Here is a 15,222-nt window from a genome sequence, read left to right as displayed (position 1 = left end):
AACAAGACTGATGCCTTGGGCAACAGCACAGCCAACAATCTGGGTGGTGGTGCAAGCTATGACAGCACTACAGGTGCAGTCAGCTCGCCAACCTATACCGTGAATGGCAACAACGTCAATAACGTAGGTGATGCGATCACGGCATTAGACAAAGGCTGGACTTTACAAAGCAATGGGTCAAATGCGGCTGCAGTAAAAGCTGGCGATACGGTTGATATTGGTACGGTTGCAGGTGAAACCAACCTGAAAGTGACCAAGACCGGCAATACAATTCAGTATGGACTGAATCGTGATCTGGATCTGGACAGCGTGACCACAGGTGACAGCAAGCTGGATAGCAATGGTTTAACCATCGCTGGTGGACCAAGTGTGACCAAGACCGGTATTGATGCTGCTGGGAACACCATCAGTAACGTAGCAGCAGGCACCAATGCCACCGATGCAGTAAACAAAGGCCAGCTTGATCATGTAGATAATCGTGTAACACAGGTTACAAATACAACTGCAAGTATCTTTGGCGGTGGTGCTAAAGCTAATACAGATGGTTCGATTTCTAACCCGACTTATACTGTTGCAGGTACAAGCGCAAATAATGTCGGTGATGCTTTAACAGCACTTGATAAAGCAGTCACTGATGCAGGTAATGCAGCAAATGCAGGCTGGACAGTTTCAGCTAATGGTGATGGTGCGACTGCTAAAAACATCAAGCCAAATGGTAAAGTGAACTTTACTGGTGATGATAACTTAACTGTTGCTCAAACTAGTGAGACGGACAACGAAGGCAATATTAAAGTTGCACTAAACAAAAACCTGAAGGTTGATAGTGTCACGACTGGTAATACGGTTATCGATACGACTGGCGTAAAAGTTGGTGATAACGTCCAGTTAGGATCAACAGGCTTAATTATTGCTGGCGGTCCGAGTATCACTACTTCTGGAATTAGTGCTGGTAACAAAACGATAAGTAATGTAGCAGCAGGTGTTTCTTCTACAGATGCCGTAAACAAAGGACAACTAGATAGCGCAATAAGTAGCATAAACAATAACGTTGGTGCTCTTGCTAATAGTGCTGTGCAATACGATAAAAATAGTGATGGATCAGTTAACAAAGACTCTATTACTTTAGCTGGTGGTACTAATGGTACAACCATTAAAAATGTAGCAAACGGTACTATAGCAGAAGGTTCTAAAGATGCTGTAAATGGAGGTCAGTTGTGGAGTGTTCAACAACAGGTTGACAAAAATACAGGTGATATCTCGAACCTTCAAAATAACATTAACAATGGTAAAACCGGTCTAGTTCAACAAGCGGATAAAGATGCAGCGATTACTGTTGGTAAAGACACGGGTGGTACACAAGTTAATGTTGCTGGAACAGCAGGTGACCGTACGGTAACTGGTGTTAAAGCGGGAGCCGTTACGGCGACTTCAAAAGATGCAGTAAATGGCTCTCAACTTAATACCACAAATCAAGCACTTGTAAACTACTTAGGTGGTGGAGCAGGTTATGACAATATTACCCAAAGCTTCTCAAATCCAACATATAACGTAGGTGATAAATCTTACAACAATGTTGGTGATGCGATAGGTGCATTGAATCAAGCGGACCAAACATTAAATACCAAAATTGATAATGTAAGTAACAAGCTTGAACAAGCATTCTATGCGACAAACCAACGTATTGACGATGTTGAGAAAAGAGCGAATGCAGGTATTGCCGCTGCGATGGCATTAGAAAATGCACCATTTGTAGCTGGTAAATACACTTATGCTGTTGGCGCTGCTTATCATGGTGGTGAGAATGCTGTCGGTGTGACTTTACGTAAAACTGCTGATAATGGACGTTGGTCACTAACTGGTGGTGTAGCTGCAGCTTCTCAAGGTGATCCAAGTGTTCGTATCGGTATTAGTGGTGTAATTGACTAATTTCGCTAGGCGAGGAAGGCATAGTCCTTCCTCATTCTCCATTTCGAGAGTAAAAATATGAAAAATACAGTTAAAGCGTTATTTATTGCTGTTCTTTCTGGCCTAGCAATGGTTAGTTATGCACAAGAAGAAGCAGTATCTCAAAAAAATGTCACGTTTCCTAAAGTATCAGATAGCTATCTTAAGCAAGTAAAACGTTATGAGTATGATGACGTTGCGCGTTTAGATTTAGGGCTGAATAAAGACCAGATTCGAGCTTTACTCGGCAATCCACAATTTAGTGAAGGACTTTTTGCAGTAAAAGTCTGGAACTATGTACTAGATATACGTGTACCAAATAGTAATCAATACCAACGTTGTCAGTTACGCATTGATTTTAATAAAAAACATTTGGCTGAACGTTTATCTTGGAAAGGTGAAGCATGTGAAGGATTGATGGCTTGGGGTGAAAATAATCAGCCTCCTGCAAGTAGTACTGCGGTTAATGGACGTACAGCGAGTGTTTTATTTGCTTTTGATCGATCTGATGCTAGTGCAATACAGCAAGGTCTAAACAATATAGACAACGTTGTCGATCAGATTAAGCAAATCCCATCAACAACACCTATTATTGTTTCTGGATTCGCAGATCCATTAGGTAAATTTAGTTATAACCAAGAGTTATCATCTAAACGAGCGAATACAGTTGCCAAATTACTTGTAAAACAAGGGATAGACCCAAACCGTATTCAAATACAAGCGAATAGCCAGACTGATTTATATCAGCAATGTTCAGGTGGTCACAATTCTCAACTTATTCAATGTTTAGCGCCGAATAGACGTGTTAATATAAGCTGGTAAACAGCCTGTCACGAAAAAGTAATCATCCCTAGGATGGTTACTTTTTTCGTTTTAAGGGATTAACAAATTAAAAGGATATATTTAAAGTTATTAAGTTTTATAAATTTTATATAAAAATCATCTTTTAAAATAATAAAAGTGCTGTGGTGTGAGTAAACCATCTAAGGGCTGATCCCAGCTTTGACGTTCTAAAGTATGTTCAATAAATTGAAATTGATGAGCCAGCCCTAAACGGTAAGGTTTATGATTAGCACTTGCCAATGTACGATCATAATAACCACCTCCCATACCAATACGTGTCCCGTAGTGATCACAAGCTAAAAGCGGCATAAGCAGTAAATCAAGCTCTGAGACATGTTTTCCTCGCGTTGCCATAGGTTCTTTCATACCGAGTGGATGATGAGAAAAACGTCGACTTAAATATTGGTTTTTATTGATCTTTACCCATACTAAACGTTGATTCATTGAGCAGATCATTGGTAAATAGACTTGTTTATTCTTTTTAAAACATAATTTGATAAGAAGGTCGGTATGAATTTCACCGAAAGCATGTAGATATAAGCCAATTTTTTTTGAGGAGTGAAAAATAGGAAGTCTATTTAGGTAATGTAAAACGTTAAGTTGAGCCTGTTTTTGCTCAAATTGGGTTAAAGAACGTCTTTTAGATCTTAAATTTTTTCTAATAAAACTTAGTTCGTTCATGTATAAATCTAATAAAGATTTGAAATCAGTCGTCCAAAATTATACCTATTTTTCTATAGTTTAACCGAAATTTAAGTACTATAAAAAACAATATAGTTTAATCGATAACATAAAAATTACTTTTCTCTAGAAAAGGCATCTATATAAGTTTTTTAGCTTTTTTACGTATCTACAGTATTTATTTACATGTAATCAGGATAAGTATATTTAAAGATGAATATGAAACCGTGAAGGCTATGAAGTTAAAAATTTTAACGATGATGATGTGTACTGCTTTACTGAGTGCCTGTACCAAACAGGCAGACTCAGAAGCTCCTCAAGTTGACTATAAAGCTCAATTTGAAGAATCTGACCGAAAAATTGGTGAGTATTTAGATCAATTGGATAATCCTAAAACACCACAGGAAGTTAAGGTGAAAATTTTATGTCACGACTATCCTGATCTGTACAAAAAACAGTACATGCCCGCCTTAATCAAAATTTCACCAAAGCCCTATACTGAAGAGAAACTACTTTCAGATTTGAAAAGTGCAACGGATTACTATAAAGGAAGTTTAGGAATAAAATGCGATAATTAAAAATTGTATAGTGTCACGTAAAAATTGATAATTGTGAATTGATTGGCATTATTTAGATATGCTAAATTTATTGATGTTCATTATTTAAATTTTTCATTGGACTTGAAATGCAAATCATAAAACTTTTGCAGAGTTTTAATACGATTGGTACCTATTTAATACTTGCTTCTATCTTGTTAGGGGTCATGATGATTTACTTTTATGTCATCAATCCTGCATGAACATTTAAAGAAAAATCGTTTTTATCTATTGGTTATCTTAAATGGAAGTTGAATAATTAATACAAGGTAGGGTTATGAAATTTAAAATATTATTAATAAGTTTTATTGCAACGGGTTGCTATGCTAATGAGAATACAGATGATCCAGATATTTGTAATATCGTGAAAAAAGTTGCTTACAACGTAATGGAAGCTCGACAGAAAAAAGTACCAGCGCAGGAATTGCAACAAATTGCTGATAGTCTTACAGATCAAAAAGCAAAGCAGTTTTATCAAGACTTAATTAACTCAGCTTATGCTGCAAAAGTATTCAAAACGAGTTTTTTTAAACGGAAAGCTATCGAAGATTTTCAAACAGGTTGGTATCAAGAATGTTTGAAAAGAAATGCACAATAATTAATAAATGATAATTCACTAATTTTTAAGTTTAACTAATAAATGAATACTAGACTGACAGGTCTGTATAGAGACTTTAATTTGAAATAAAAATTATATTTATACTGATTTGCTAGAAAATAAATACTCCGAAGATGCCGCTGCATGTGTCGTTACCCTGAACCCGATGAGTTCAAGGTGGACGCGACGTACACTTGCTGGGTTTCCTACTCGAAGGTAGGCATACACTCTAAATATACAGAACGCAATCCATAAGTTTAAGTATCGGCAGGGGAATAGACCCGCTGGCGAACATCCCAGAGATAGCTTAATTATAAACGATCTTATTCAGTTAGCAATCGTCTGAGTTTATTGATCTGTAAAGTTAGTCTTCATTTGATGAAGCTTTGTACACTAAAAGTACATATAGTAATCATGAGATACACGAGATAACTTCAATAAAAAAATGCCTTGCTCTATTAACTTATAGCGCAAGGCATTTTTGTTGAAAGATGTTAATTAAACAGTTTGTTCAACATCTTCCAAAATCGCCTGTAGTAGACGTTCACAGTGTGTATATTCTTGCAAAGATTTATTCAAGCTTAATACTTCTTGGGTGAGCTGTAGGGCAACCATAATGACCAGTTTGTTGTGCTCAACACGGGGAGCACTGCGACGCATTTCGTTAAATTTCTCATTGAGAAGTTCAGCTGCACGCTCAAGTTCTTCTCTTTTATCAGAAGTAGTCGCAAGTCTAAAAGTTTGCTCAATAAGCCGAAGCTCTACCATGACTTGTTCACTCATGATTGCGTCTCCTCGCCAGTTTCAACATTTGGGTGAGCAAGTTGCTGAATTTCTTGTGCATTTTGATCTTGAGCTGTACCTAAAATTGCTAAACGTTGAATAATCGCTTCAACTTTGGCTTTGGCAAGTTCATTTTTTTGTAACAAACGGTCACGATCTTGCTGTAAATCATGCAACTCTTGTTGAGTCTGTCGTTGATGTGACTGAAGTTTTTCTTTGGTTACACGTAACTCATTACGCTCTGCCAAAATTTCTTGAAAACGATTTTTTAAATCAGTGGTACTTTTTTCTAGACGGCTATAACGTTCAGCAAGTGTATTAGCATCTTGATTCAATTGTTGAAATTGGCCTTGTAACTGAGTCAATTGCTCAGTTAATGTCTCAATTTCCTCTTGTTTTTTAGTAATGATGCTATTTTTTTGCACAACTTGTGCGTGATGCTCTGTTTCAGCCAGTTCTTTAGCTTCCGAGAGAGTAGAATTTTCACTCTCTAGATGATGTAAGCGTGTTTTTAAAACGCCAATATGCGCTTGTAGCCGCTGTAATTGTTCTAACATAACGAGGTCGCACAGAATTGCAATCAAAGGTAATATATACGAAGTATAGAGATTGGATAAACGAATGCAAGACGATATTTCAGGCTGGACAGAATGGAACGCTCATTTTGAAGGAATTGAAGAAATTTCAAGCCCTAGTGAGTTACATGGTTTACTAACAGGTATTGTTTGTGTGACAGAAGCGCCAACGCGTGAAGAATGGACACAAATTTTAACAACTCTTAATGTACCTGATTTAAATGAAGAAGCTTTAGCGCTTTTAACTGATGAAACAGAAGATGTAGCGCATGCTTTATCGGAAGATGAATTGGACTATTTGCCAATGCTTCCAGATGATGAACACACCCTACAAGATCGCGTACAAGCATTATCAGACTGGTGTGCGGGTGTTGTTCTTGGCTTTGGTTTGGCATCGGGTCATGTCCGTGCTGATGAGCGCGAATTAATTGAACATTTGCAAGATGTCGCAGCAGTAGAGTTTGAAGACTCTGATAACGACGAAGAAGGCGAAAGCAGTTACGAAGAATTGTACGAGTTTGTACGCCTTATTCCTGTGAGTTTATCTATTGGCAGAAAGAAAGTAACAGTTGCTGAAAGTTCATTATTGAAAAACTTTTATGCAAAAAGTAAAACTTCTGCTGTAGGCACTACAGATCAAAATATTGTAGAAATGTTTACACCACATCGCCCAAGTTAATTGAGGCGATGTGTTATTGGCTGTGTTTAATTTTTTGACTTTAAAATTCTAAATCAAGTAGATCATTATGAAATTGCCTCAAGCTGATTTTCAACATCGCAGAAATCGTCTAGCAGAAAAAATGGGTCCAAACAGCATTGCGATTATTGCAACGCGTGAGGAAATGTACCGTAATCGTGATGCGGATTATAAATTCCGTGCCGATAGTAGTTTTTTCTATTTGACTGGTTTTGCAGAGCCTGAGGCAGTAGCTGTTATAGAAACCTTTGATGATGTTACTGACTATAGCTATAGCTTGTTTTGTCGTGAACGTAACCGTGAGATGGAAATCTGGAATGGTTACCGTGCGGGAATTGATGGCGCAATTGAAGAGTATGAGGCAGATGAAGCTTATGCAATTGATCTGCTTGATGAAGAAATTATTGAAAAATTATTAAACAAAGAACACCTTTATTATCGAATTGGGCACAATGCTGCATTTGACGCCAGAGTAAGCCAATGGATTAAAAAAGCGAATGCTGAGCATCGTCATGAAGCTGCTCCAGCTCAGTTGGTTCAACTTGACCGCATTATTGATGAAATGCGTTTAATCAAGTCACCGCAAGAAATTGAGCTAATGCAAATAGCCTCAAAAATTAGTGCTAAGGCACATACTCGTGCAATGCAAACTGTTCGCCCCGGCATGATGGAATATGCACTTGAAGCCGAACTCAATTATATATTTGGGCAAAATGGCTGTGTGCCTTCTTACAACAGTATTGTCGGTGGCGGTGCCAATGCTTGTATTTTGCACTATGTTGAAAATAACCAGCCTCTTAAAGACGGTGATTTGGTTTTAATTGATGCTGCATGTGAATATGAGTTTTATGCATCGGACATTACTCGTACTTTTCCAGTAAACGGAAAATTTAGTCCAGAACAAAAAGCATTATATGAGGTGGTATTGGCCTCTCAATATGCGGCGATTGATGCAGTACGTATTGGTAATTCGTACCGTGAGCCTCATGAGGTTGCGGTTAAAATTTTAACTGAAGGCTTAGTTGAGTTAGGTTTGCTCAAAGGTGATGTGAGTGAGCTGATTGAAACTGAAGCATATCGTCAGTTTTATATGCATGGTACAGGCCACTGGTTGGGTATGGATGTACATGATGTCGGTTCTTATAAAAAAGATGACGATTGGCGCCAATATGAAGAAGGTATGGTTGTTACTGTTGAACCAGGTTTATATATTGCACCAGATGACGAAACTGTAGATAAAAAATGGCGTGGTATTGGTATTCGTATTGAAGATGATGTGGTCGCAACCTCAAAAGGCCCACGAGTTTTAACTGCTGATGTAGTTAAAGATATTGCAGATATTGAACATTTAATGGCGCAAGCTAAAGCATAATTAAACGTATTCGCCAAAGGAGCAAATTCGATGCAACAACAAGTGATTATTGTAGGTGGGGGTATGGTGGGTTTGAGCCTTTCCCTGATGCTGGCGAAGGCTAATATCGCAGTCAAGCTATTAGAAGCCGTCAAATACCCAAACTATGATGATCAAAATGTTGCCCCTTACCATTCCAGTTTCGATGCACGTAATACGGCTTTATCACGTCGTAGCGTACAGATTTATCAGAAGCTAGGGTTATGGGATGCATTACAACAACATGCCACTCCAATTTTGCAAGTTCACATTACTGAGCAAGGCAGTTTTGGTAAAGCACGTTTAGTTGCAGAACAAGAAAAAGTCGAAAGCTTTGGACAAGTCATTGAGAATGCGTGGCTCGGTCGTGTTTTATTAACTCAAGTACGCCAACAACCTTTGATTGAGCTAATTGATGGCGTAAAAGTCACTGCTCTAACTCAAGATGCTGAACAAGTACATATCGAAGCTCAGCGTGGTGATGAACTTTTAAAGCTTGAGTCAAAATTATTAATTGCAGCAGATGGGCGTGATTCTTTCTGTCGTCAAGCAATTGGTGTGGGTGTTGATGTCCACGACTATGATCAGGTTGCGATCGTTACGACTGTTCAGACTTCAAAACCGCATGAGCAGGTAGGGTTTGAGCGTTTTAGTGCATTAGGACCTTTAGCTTTATTGCCGTTACCGGGTGAATATCGTCGCTCAGTGGTATGGCCTGTTAAAAAGGGTACTGAAGATGAGTGGTTAGGTGAAGAAAACGACCAGCATTTTTTAAGTGCCTTGCAACAAACCTATGGTGACAGAGCAGGGAAATTTGAAAAAACAGGCAAACGTTTTAGCTATCCGCTTTCACAAGTGCTTGCGCATAAACAAGCGGTTGGGCGCGTTATTTTAATGGGCAATGCAGCGCACACCATTCATCCAGTTGCAGGGCAAGGTTTTAATTTATGCCTACGTGATGCAGATGTATTGCTACGTTATTTGGTAAACCAGTTAAGCAAATCTGATGATATTGGTAACCCAGATAATTTGCTTGCCTATGAACAAGCCCGTTTATCAGACCAACAGCGAGTAATTAAGTTCTGCGATACTGTTGTTCGCGGTTTTAGTAACCAAAACCCATTATTAAAATTAATTCGCAATACGGGATTAATTGCATTTGATGTGATTCCAGGTGTTAAGCCACTGGTAGCGAACTATGCAATGGGGCTAAAAGCATGAGTGAAGTCTTAGATGTCGTTATTGTTGGTGGTGGACTGGTCGGTGGCTTAACTGCTTTATTACTTGCTCAAGGTGGTGTACAGCCTACCGTGCTGGATGCTGCTCCTGTACTTGATGTTGAAAAAACATTAAGTGTGATGAACCCACGTGTTTTAGCACTTAGCCAAGCGACCATTCATTTACTTAAAACAGTGAATGTTTGGGATGATTTATCACGTCAAATGCCTTATACCGGCATGCAGGTGTGGAATCTAAATGGCTATGGTGAAATTAATTTTGGTCACGAGTCTCTACAAAGACCAATGCCAGAGCAAGCCTTGGGTTCTATGGTTGAGCCGAGCGTATTGAATGTTGCCATTCAGCAAAAGATGCTAGAGCAGTTAACCGATTATCGTACTGAAGTTCGTGTTACGCGCATTGAGCAAGGTGTAGGGTGCTGGCATATCCAATTGGCTGATGGATCTACACTTAAAACTAAACTGCTTATTGGCGCAGATGGTGCAAACTCATTTGTACGTGAGCAAGCTTTTATTGACCTAGATGTACTGGATTACAAACAAGCAGCGATTAGCTGTGCAATTAAAACATCGAAACCACATCAGCATGTTGCTCGTCAAATTTTCTTACCTACTGGACCTTTAGCATATTTGCCAATGGCGAGTCTGGATGCAAGTGAAAATGGCTACTGGCAGTCAATTGTCTGGACACTGCCAGATGATTATGCCGATGAATATTCGGCTTTAAGTGATGTTGAATTCATGCAACTTCTAACTCGCCAAAGCCAGCATATGTTGGGTGAAGTGCTCGATGTTCGTTCAAGAGCACAGTTCCCACTTAAGGCTCGTGCTGCAAAACAATATGTGAAGGCTGGTTTAGCCCTAATCGGTGATGCCGCTCATGTTATCCATCCGCTTGCTGGACAAGGGGTAAATATTGGCTGTTTAGATGCCGCTGTACTCTGTGATGCGCTACTGCATGATTTAGGCCGTGGTGTGTGGGCGCATGAACAAACATTAAGACGTTATGAACACCGTCGTAAAGGACAAAACGATGCGATGATGCATAGCATGTCTGCGATTGGTTGGCTAGAAAGTTCTGAGTTGTTCCCATTTATTTTGGCTCGAAATGCAGGACTTAAGCAGGTTGAACAAATTTCGTTCTTAAAAGAGCGTTTTATGCAACAAGCGAACGGTTTAGGGGCTTTACAAAACACCCTGTATAGTCGTTAAAATAATTACGAAGTTTATGCTCTACTGGTCTAAATAAATATCAGTAGATATTTTTTAAACAATCATTTATATATCATTACCAATTCGGTCAGAAAAGATACGGATTTGACCAATTTGGCTCTTTGCTAAATGCAAAGAGATTGCTAAATTTCTGAGGTCTCAAAGGCCATAGCGATGATGCAATACAAATCATTGTGGGGAGTGTAAATATGACAGATATCAATGATTATGAAGATGCAGAAGATTCTGCTGTAGATGAAGATGAAGCCAAAGCGGCTGAGAGCGGCGCGGCTGATGAAGAAGCAGGCAACTTAACGGATGCCGATCTTGCAGAAGCAGAAACGCTTACCGTAACTGCGAAACAAAAACAGCGCCAAGCATTGGAAGATGAGGTTGCTGCGTTTTTAGCTCGCGGTGGGAGAATTACTGAAGTTCCGCCAGACGAACATAGCGACCATTAATATTAAAAAAGCATCACATGAGTGATGCTTTTTTATTGGCTTTTAAATTGAGTTAAAGGTTATTTTGCAGTTCTTTTAAAATACCGCATTCGTCTACTGTGCGGTCGGTAGAGCAGTGCTGTTTTAAATCGATGAGTGTTTCTTTTAAAAGCAAAAGTCGTTCAATTTTTTCCGATACTTCGATCAAATATTTATTCACCAAATTATCAACTTCCGTACAAGCCTGTTTCGGCTGAGCTTTCATCTGTTTTAGCGTTTTAATGTCGTTAAGGGAAATATCTAATTCGCGGCAATGTTTAATAAATAATAGGTCTGCGAGCATTTGATCTGTGTAAATACGATAATTATTTTCTGAGCGCTGAATACGGTCCAGCACACCTACTTTTTCGTAATAACGAATAGTATCGATAGGAACATCCGCTTTTTTTGATAATTGGCCAATAGAAAGACTCATAAGACTTGACTCTGGAGCTACTCAAGGGTTTTTAATCACTATAAAAGAGTTTTTGAGGAAATAAAATGGCCGGATGTGGATGTGCTTCAACATGTTCCCCTACAAAGAAAGTCAGCCCACGTTTTAGAAAGGCGTTGTGGATTGCACTTGTGATTAATGCACTCATGTTTGTGGTTGAAATAGTAGGCGGTTATAAAGCCCAATCTGTTTCATTGTGGGCAGATGCACTCGATTTTGCAGGAGATTCAGCAAATTATGCTTTGTCTTTAGTTGTACTTTCGATGAGCCTTTACTGGCGCGCAACCGCAGCACTGGTTAAAGGATTAACCATGGCAGCTTTTGGGTTCTTCGTCATTGCAAAAGTCGTATGGTCATTTTTTCATGGCGTTTCAACTGAACCGATGGTCATGGGCACAATTGGGGTAATCGCCTTAATTGCGAATGTTTCTGTAGCGCTTATGCTTTATGCATTTAGGGATGGTGATGCCAATATGCGCTCTGTTTGGCTATGTAGTCGAAATGATTCTATTGCTAACATTGCTGTTATTTTTGCTGCTGTAGGTGTGTTTGGAACAGGCACCGTATTTCCGGATTTATTGGTAGCCTTTGTGATTGCATACTTAGGTGTATCTTCCGGCTATGCTGTGATTAAGCAATCATTACAGGAAAGAAAACAGTCAAAAGTGATGTTAGGTTCAGAAGCTTAATTTTGATTGCATAAATAAAAAGTACCATTCAACCATGGTACTTTTTAATGGTTGAATGCATTAGATGAGAAGAGAAATCGCAATACTCCACATAACGCAACCAATAAGAAAGTCTAAAATTTTCCAAGCTTTTGGATTGGTAAATAACGGTTTTAGTAATCTTGCACCATAACCTAAACTGAAAAAGAAAATCCAAGAAGCAAGAATACTGCCTAAAGCAAAACTAAGTTTGTCTTCTAGCTGGGTTGCAACCGAACCCATCAGCACAATGGTATCTAAATAGACATGTGGATTTAACCAAGTAAAGGCAAGGCAGGTCACTAGTGCTTGGGTTAAAGTTTGTTTTGGGCTGCCTCCAAGTTCCATGCCTTGGTTCGTTTTAAACGCTGCATAGAATGCTTTTGCACCGTATACGAATAAAAACGTTGCCCCTAAATATTTAGCGACCGAGATTAAGATGGGTGATGCAGTCATAATTTCGGCAAAACCTAATACACCACAAGCAATTAAAATTGAGTCAGACAAGGCACAGATTAAACATAGCCAAAATACATATTGTTGTTTAAGTCCTTGCTTTAGAACAAAAGCGTTTTGGGCACCAATCGCTACGATTAGGCCGCTACCAATACCTAAACCTTTAAAAAACACACTCAGAGAAAGCATAACCATTAAGTAGAAAAAATCAGATGCGGGAATTATCTGACTTTTTATTGGGAAATAAGTAAAATTAAGAATATTTAGGTTTGGCTAAAAATAATTTAGGTTTGCATATGTTAGATAGTAAGCAATGTGACGCTTTTCTCGCAGTTGCAGAAGTCGGGAGTTTTGATGCAGCAGGAGAGCATTTATTTATAACTCCCTCTGCTGTATCACTACGTGTACAAGCACTAGAAAAATATTTGGGTCAGATTTTAATAATACGAGGCCGCCCTTGTGTACTTACACAAGCTGGGCAAACCTTACTCCAGCATTTACGTCATACAAGGTTAATGGAGCAAAATCTTTTACAAGGTTTAACGGGAAAATCTTCTGAATCGGAATTTTATAAAATTGCTTTAGCTTCAAATGCAGACTCATTAGCAACTTGGCTTTTACCAACTATTCAGCAAACATTGTTTAAAGAAAAAATAGTGTTAGAGCTAAAAATTGATGATCAATCACACACGCATACTTTGCTAGAAACAGGGCAGGTTAATGCATGTATCACAGCAGAAGAGCAAGTTATGGCGGGTTGCTTAGCTCAGCCTCTTGGTAAAATGCGCTATAAAATGCTGGCATCGGCCGAATTTGTAAACCAGTGGTTTAGTGGTGGAATTAACCGAGAAAATTTAAGAAAAACACCAGCAGTTATTTTTAATCATAAAGATTTAATGCATTCGGAAGTTTTATTAAAAGGATATGGTTTACCGATGCAGAGTTATCCTTATAGTTTTATTCCGGCAACAGATGCTTTCGTCAAAGCAATTCAGCTGGGTTTAGGTTACGGAATGGTGCCAGAGCTTCAAGTTCAACCATTACTCGAAAACGGAACACTTATTGATATTATGCCTGAGGCTCAACTTGATATTCCTTTGTATTGGCACCACTGGAAAAGACAGTCGAAACAACTTGATGTGCTGACCGAAACAATTGTTCAATCAGCGAGACATATCTTGAGGTAAACTCAAGAACGAGAACGTGCATAAAAATTTGAAACGTGTTGAATATAAAACTCTATGTCTTGCGCTGAATAACCTAAAAGTTGTCCGATTCTACGGTCTAGTGCTAAGCGGTCTTCAAGTTGAGTTTCCTTTATTGATTTTTCAATACATAACACGAGTTCATTCAAATCTACCAAAGAGACATCTTTATAGATCAGCATAATTGAAAAAGGTACGGGTAAAGATGTTTCAATATCTTTACTGAGCATAGTTAAAGTGCCTTGCTCAAGGTGCTTTACAAATTCAGTAGGTAATAAGTCATAAAATAAAGCAATTGGTTTCTTACCAGACAATAATAATTCTAGTTCTTGCCCTTCATGGGGGCCAAGTTTTCCAAGCTGTTCAGCCATATCAATGCTCTTGTTTTTATGATTAATATTATTATGCAAAATTCATGCACGGTGATGACATAGGATGTTAATCATCACCGTGTTGTTAAAAAATTAAGATTGTGTCAGCTCAAGTGCACGTTGATAAGCGACTTTTTTCTTAATACCTGTTAAATCGGCAGCAAGTTGAGATGCTGCTTTAACTGATAAGTCTTGAAGTAAGCGCTTTAAGAGCTCATCTAGTTTTTCTTGTTCCAGATCTGTCTTTTCTGGTGCACCGCCAACTACCAGAACAATTTCACCTTTTTCTTGATTGTGGTCATTTTCAATAAAACTGACCAAGTCTTTTAAAGTCATTTTTTTGATGGTTTCAAAAGTTTTGGTAATTTCACGTGCGAAACCCACAGGGCGGTTTTCACCAAATACTTCAGACATATTTTTTACGCATTCTAAAATACGGTGAGGTGCTTCATAAAAAATTAACGTTTGAGTTTCATTTTTAAGCTTTTCAAGTTGTGTAATACGTTGAGAAGCTTTTGATGGTAAGAAGCCTTCAAAACTAAAACGGTCACTTGGTAAGCCCACCGCACTTAACGCAGCAATTGCAGCACATGCACCGGGTACAGGTACAACTCTGATACTATGTTCTTGTGCAGCTCGAACCAGTTTAAAACCGGGATCACTAATAAGCGGCGTACCTGCATCGCTAATCAAAGCAATATTTTCACCAGCAAGTAATTTTTGAACTAACTGTTCAATTTTATTGCTTTCGTTGTGGTCATGGCATGCTGTAAGTGGAGTAGATATATTATAGTGCTTAAATAATTGAGCTGATTGGCGTGTATCTTCGGCAGCCACAATAGAGACTGATTTTAAGATATCAATTGCACGGAAAGTCATATCATCTAAGTGCCCGATAGGGGTGGCTACAACAAATAACTGAGCACTCATTTGGTTTCTACTCCGTACAGATAAACAATTTTAATCGGTTAGTGTACCCGAAATTATCTTTTT

The 15,222-nt window shown here is 38.6% G+C and carries 19 protein-coding genes and 1 other RNA gene; 12 read left to right on the top strand and 8 right to left on the bottom strand.

What is annotated here, in order from left to right; genetic code table 11:
• Positions 1-1,926 (top strand): YadA-like family protein (locus AC056_RS02775; protein ID WP_171262116.1); only part of this gene is annotated, 1,926 nt, incomplete at its 5' end.
• Between the two features lie 57 nt (positions 1,927-1,983).
• Positions 1,984-2,766, top strand: coding sequence for a trimeric autotransporter adhesin/peptidogylcan-associated protein TpgA (gene tpgA / locus AC056_RS02770; RefSeq protein ID WP_077162675.1), 783 nt, complete (start codon positions 1,984-1,986; stop codon positions 2,764-2,766).
• A gap of 117 nt (positions 2,767-2,883) precedes the next feature.
• Here tpgA and AC056_RS02765 read toward each other — a convergent pair whose 3' ends face one another.
• Complete coding sequence (locus tag AC056_RS02765; protein WP_191000536.1) at positions 2,884-3,468, bottom strand: 5-formyltetrahydrofolate cyclo-ligase; 585 nt, start codon at positions 3,466-3,468, stop codon at positions 2,884-2,886.
• Positions 3,469-3,704: 236 nt separating this feature from the next.
• Between AC056_RS02765 and AC056_RS02760 the strand changes: the two genes are divergently transcribed.
• From AC056_RS02760 to AC056_RS02750, 3 genes are all read left to right on the top strand, one after another.
• On the top strand, positions 3,705-4,046 hold the full coding sequence (locus AC056_RS02760) for a hypothetical protein (protein ID WP_004703025.1): 342 nt from the start codon (positions 3,705-3,707) through the stop codon (positions 4,044-4,046).
• 107 nt (positions 4,047-4,153) lie between these two features.
• A complete protein-coding gene (locus AC056_RS19780) occupies positions 4,154-4,267 on the top strand; it encodes a hypothetical protein (RefSeq protein ID WP_077162674.1) in 114 nt (37 codons plus the stop codon).
• Between the two features lie 74 nt (positions 4,268-4,341).
• Positions 4,342-4,662, top strand: a complete 321-nt coding sequence (locus AC056_RS02750) for a hypothetical protein (protein WP_039250276.1) — start codon at positions 4,342-4,344, stop codon at positions 4,660-4,662.
• 122 nt (positions 4,663-4,784) lie between these two features.
• Here AC056_RS02750 and ssrS read toward each other — a convergent pair.
• The 3 genes from ssrS to AC056_RS02735 all read right to left on the bottom strand — a co-directional run bounded on the left by ssrS (position 4,785) and on the right by AC056_RS02735 (position 6,002).
• Positions 4,785-4,968, bottom strand: a non-coding RNA gene (gene ssrS / locus AC056_RS02745) — 6S RNA.
• A gap of 192 nt (positions 4,969-5,160) precedes the next feature.
• Positions 5,161-5,445 (bottom strand): cell division protein ZapA, encoded by a 285-nt coding sequence (locus AC056_RS02740; protein WP_004703022.1) that lies wholly within the window; start codon positions 5,443-5,445, stop codon positions 5,161-5,163.
• Positions 5,442-6,002 (bottom strand): hypothetical protein, encoded by a 561-nt coding sequence (locus AC056_RS02735; RefSeq protein ID WP_077162673.1) that lies wholly within the window; start codon positions 6,000-6,002, stop codon positions 5,442-5,444. The genes AC056_RS02740 and AC056_RS02735 overlap by 4 nt, the downstream gene beginning before the upstream one ends.
• Before the next feature lie 64 nt (positions 6,003-6,066).
• Here AC056_RS02735 and AC056_RS02730 point away from each other — a divergent pair, with 64 nt between their 5' ends.
• The 5 genes from AC056_RS02730 to AC056_RS02710 all read left to right on the top strand — a co-directional run bounded on the left by AC056_RS02730 (position 6,067) and on the right by AC056_RS02710 (position 11,018).
• Complete coding sequence (locus AC056_RS02730) at positions 6,067-6,699, top strand: UPF0149 family protein (RefSeq protein WP_004703017.1); 633 nt, start codon at positions 6,067-6,069, stop codon at positions 6,697-6,699.
• Positions 6,700-6,766: 67 nt separating this feature from the next.
• Positions 6,767-8,089, top strand: coding sequence for a Xaa-Pro aminopeptidase (gene pepP / locus AC056_RS02725; RefSeq protein WP_077162672.1), 1,323 nt, complete (start codon positions 6,767-6,769; stop codon positions 8,087-8,089).
• A 30-nt stretch (positions 8,090-8,119) separates the two neighbouring features.
• A complete protein-coding gene (gene ubiH, locus AC056_RS02720) occupies positions 8,120-9,328 on the top strand; it encodes a 2-octaprenyl-6-methoxyphenyl hydroxylase (protein WP_077162671.1) in 1,209 nt (402 codons plus the stop codon).
• Positions 9,325-10,557, top strand: a complete 1,233-nt coding sequence (locus tag AC056_RS02715) for an FAD-dependent monooxygenase (RefSeq protein ID WP_077162670.1) — start codon at positions 9,325-9,327, stop codon at positions 10,555-10,557. The genes ubiH and AC056_RS02715 overlap by 4 nt, the downstream gene beginning before the upstream one ends.
• A gap of 209 nt (positions 10,558-10,766) precedes the next feature.
• Positions 10,767-11,018 (top strand): hypothetical protein, encoded by a 252-nt coding sequence (locus AC056_RS02710; protein ID WP_004703010.1) that lies wholly within the window; start codon positions 10,767-10,769, stop codon positions 11,016-11,018.
• A 52-nt stretch (positions 11,019-11,070) separates the two neighbouring features.
• Here AC056_RS02710 and AC056_RS02705 read toward each other — a convergent pair whose 3' ends face one another.
• Positions 11,071-11,472: a MerR family transcriptional regulator gene (locus AC056_RS02705; protein WP_077162669.1), complete on the bottom strand. Its 402-nt coding sequence runs from the start codon at positions 11,470-11,472 to the stop codon at positions 11,071-11,073.
• 65 nt (positions 11,473-11,537) lie between these two features.
• Between AC056_RS02705 and AC056_RS02700 the strand changes: the two genes are divergently transcribed.
• Positions 11,538-12,179 carry a cation transporter gene (locus AC056_RS02700; RefSeq protein ID WP_077162668.1) on the top strand — a complete coding sequence of 214 codons (642 nt, stop codon included), beginning with the start codon at positions 11,538-11,540 and terminating at the stop codon, positions 12,177-12,179.
• Between the two features lie 60 nt (positions 12,180-12,239).
• On the opposite strand, the gene AC056_RS02695 is transcribed toward AC056_RS02700, so the two are convergent.
• Entirely contained in the window at positions 12,240-12,842 is a 603-nt protein-coding gene (locus tag AC056_RS02695; protein WP_077162691.1) for a LysE/ArgO family amino acid transporter, read from the bottom strand.
• A gap of 107 nt (positions 12,843-12,949) precedes the next feature.
• On the opposite strand from AC056_RS02695, the gene AC056_RS02690 reads away from it, so the two are divergent.
• Complete coding sequence (locus AC056_RS02690) at positions 12,950-13,840, top strand: LysR family transcriptional regulator ArgP (RefSeq protein ID WP_077162667.1); 891 nt, start codon at positions 12,950-12,952, stop codon at positions 13,838-13,840.
• Between the two features lie 2 nt (positions 13,841-13,842).
• Here AC056_RS02690 and AC056_RS02685 read toward each other — a convergent pair whose 3' ends face one another.
• Positions 13,843-14,229 carry a hemin receptor gene (locus AC056_RS02685; RefSeq protein WP_077162666.1) on the bottom strand — a complete coding sequence of 129 codons (387 nt, stop codon included), beginning with the start codon at positions 14,227-14,229 and terminating at the stop codon, positions 13,843-13,845.
• A 93-nt stretch (positions 14,230-14,322) separates the two neighbouring features.
• The gene (rsmI, locus tag AC056_RS02680; RefSeq protein ID WP_077162665.1) at positions 14,323-15,159 is read right to left on the bottom strand and encodes a 16S rRNA (cytidine(1402)-2'-O)-methyltransferase; all 837 of its coding nucleotides are present in this window, start codon (positions 15,157-15,159) and stop codon (positions 14,323-14,325) included.
• Positions 15,160-15,222: the final 63 nt, after the last annotated feature.

The sequence above is a fragment of the Acinetobacter genomosp. 33YU genome (assembly GCF_001990725.1).
GTDB classification, from domain to species: domain Bacteria; phylum Pseudomonadota; class Gammaproteobacteria; order Pseudomonadales; family Moraxellaceae; genus Acinetobacter; species Acinetobacter seifertii.
The sequence above is the reverse complement of the archived record's forward strand: the minus strand, read 5'-3'. Positions and strand labels throughout refer to the sequence as shown.

Excerpts from the sequence above, each read along its gene's own strand:
- AC056_RS02685 (WP_077162666.1), bottom strand. The coding sequence starts at position 14,229 with ATGGCTGAACAGCTTGGAAAACTTGGCCCCCATGAAGGGCAAGAACTA.
- rsmI (WP_077162665.1), bottom strand. The coding sequence starts at position 15,159 with ATGAGTGCTCAGTTATTTGTTGTAGCCACCCCTATCGGGCACTTAGAT.
- AC056_RS02715 (WP_077162670.1), top strand. The coding sequence starts at position 9,325 with ATGAGTGAAGTCTTAGATGTCGTTATTGTTGGTGGTGGACTGGTCGGT.
- AC056_RS19780 (WP_077162674.1), top strand. The coding sequence starts at position 4,154 with ATGCAAATCATAAAACTTTTGCAGAGTTTTAATACGATTGGTACCTAT.
- AC056_RS02710 (WP_004703010.1), top strand. The coding sequence starts at position 10,767 with ATGACAGATATCAATGATTATGAAGATGCAGAAGATTCTGCTGTAGAT.
- AC056_RS02705 (WP_077162669.1), bottom strand. The coding sequence starts at position 11,472 with ATGAGTCTTTCTATTGGCCAATTATCAAAAAAAGCGGATGTTCCTATC.
- AC056_RS02730 (WP_004703017.1), top strand. The coding sequence starts at position 6,067 with ATGCAAGACGATATTTCAGGCTGGACAGAATGGAACGCTCATTTTGAA.
- AC056_RS02690 (WP_077162667.1), top strand. The coding sequence starts at position 12,950 with ATGTTAGATAGTAAGCAATGTGACGCTTTTCTCGCAGTTGCAGAAGTC.
- AC056_RS02765 (WP_191000536.1), bottom strand. The coding sequence starts at position 3,468 with ATGAACGAACTAAGTTTTATTAGAAAAAATTTAAGATCTAAAAGACGT.
- AC056_RS02700 (WP_077162668.1), top strand. The coding sequence starts at position 11,538 with ATGGCCGGATGTGGATGTGCTTCAACATGTTCCCCTACAAAGAAAGTC.
- AC056_RS02740 (WP_004703022.1), bottom strand. The coding sequence starts at position 5,445 with ATGAGTGAACAAGTCATGGTAGAGCTTCGGCTTATTGAGCAAACTTTT.
- AC056_RS02760 (WP_004703025.1), top strand. The coding sequence starts at position 3,705 with ATGAAGTTAAAAATTTTAACGATGATGATGTGTACTGCTTTACTGAGT.
- AC056_RS02750 (WP_039250276.1), top strand. The coding sequence starts at position 4,342 with ATGAAATTTAAAATATTATTAATAAGTTTTATTGCAACGGGTTGCTAT.
- ubiH (WP_077162671.1), top strand. The coding sequence starts at position 8,120 with ATGCAACAACAAGTGATTATTGTAGGTGGGGGTATGGTGGGTTTGAGC.
- tpgA (WP_077162675.1), top strand. The coding sequence starts at position 1,984 with ATGAAAAATACAGTTAAAGCGTTATTTATTGCTGTTCTTTCTGGCCTA.
- AC056_RS02735 (WP_077162673.1), bottom strand. The coding sequence starts at position 6,002 with ATGTTAGAACAATTACAGCGGCTACAAGCGCATATTGGCGTTTTAAAA.
- AC056_RS02695 (WP_077162691.1), bottom strand. The coding sequence starts at position 12,842 with ATGCTTTCTCTGAGTGTGTTTTTTAAAGGTTTAGGTATTGGTAGCGGC.
- pepP (WP_077162672.1), top strand. The coding sequence starts at position 6,767 with ATGAAATTGCCTCAAGCTGATTTTCAACATCGCAGAAATCGTCTAGCA.